The organism is Serratia sp. M24T3 (assembly GCF_000257645.1).
Classification (GTDB): domain Bacteria; phylum Pseudomonadota; class Gammaproteobacteria; order Enterobacterales; family Enterobacteriaceae; genus Rouxiella.
Genome location: NZ_AJHJ01000080.1, coordinates 1 through 1,196, shown reverse-complemented (window position 1 = coordinate 1,196; position 1,196 = coordinate 1). Strand labels below are relative to the sequence as shown.

Below are 1,196 nucleotides of genomic sequence, written 5' to 3'. Positions count from 1 at the left end.
GGTAATCCCCCCTAAAAACCGGTGTGTCCATAAGTAGAATTTTCTCGTAATCTGAACCGGGGAGATTTCTATGAAAAAATCACGTTTTACCGACAGTCAAATCATGGCCATCCTGAAGCAAGCCGAGGCCGGAACGCCGGTGGCTGAATTGTGCCGCGAGCATGGCATGAGCAATGCCAGTTTCTATAAGTGGCGCTCACGGTTTGGCGGGATGGATGCCTCCATGATGGCCCGTCTCAAAGAACTGGAGGACGAAAACCGCCGCCTCAAAAAGATGTACGCCGAAGAACGGCTCAAAGCTGAGATTATTCAGGAAGCCATGGCAAAAAAGTGGTGAAGCCATCGCATCGAAAGCTGATGGCACAGGATGCGGTCAGAAACCGAAGCGTCAGCATACGTTTTGCCTGCCAGTTGTTTGTCGTCAGCGAGAGTTGTTATCGCTATCAGCCTGAGCTGAATGAAGAAAATGCCGTTATTGCCGATTGGCTGCTCCGCATCACTGACAGTCAGCGCAACTGGGGATTTGGCCTGTGCTTTTTATACCTTCGCAACGTAAAGGGCTTCCGGTTCAACCACAAAAGGGTCTACCGGATTTACTGCGAGTTGTCGCTGAACATGCGAATAAAGCCGAAAAAACGACTGAAACGGAACAAACCCGAACCGTTAAAGGTGCCTGAAAACAGCAACGAATGCTGGTCGATGGACTTCATGCATGATCAGCTATCGGATGGCCGTTCCGTACGTTTACTGAATGTTATCGATGACTTTAATCGTGAGGCCCTGGCCATTGAGGTGGATTTTTCTCTGCCCGCAAATCGTGTGGTAAGGACTCTCGAGCAACTCATTGAATGGAAAGGTAAACCGGCAGCAATACGATGCGATAACGGGCCAGAATATACCGGCAAGATACTGATGTTGTGGGCAGCTCAGCAAAATATAACCCTGCGTTTTATTCAGCCGGGCAAACCTCAGCAAAATGCCTATATTGAGCGATATAACCGGACAGTGCGTTATGACTGGCTGGGGCGGCACCTATTTTCCTCGCTTGAGGAATTGCAGGGGTATGCCACGCGGTGGCAATGGTTTTATAATCACGAACGACCGAATATGGCGCTGAATGGCTTTACGCCGATGCAGCATATTCAACGCATGACCTGATTCTACTTATTACCTCCGTTAAAAATGGGGGGATTACC

1 protein-coding gene is annotated in these 1,196 nt (G+C 49.3%); it reads left to right on the top strand.

Features of this window, described 5'->3' with window-relative positions:
- Positions 1–70 precede the first annotated feature (70 nt).
- A protein-coding gene (locus SPM24T3_RS24015) for an IS3 family transposase (RefSeq protein WP_086013253.1) occupies positions 71–1,158 on the top strand; the annotation gives its coding sequence in 2 pieces (ribosomal slippage) (positions 71–323 and positions 323–1,158; 1,089 coding nt in all).
- The last annotated feature ends 38 nt before the right edge of the window (positions 1,159–1,196 follow it).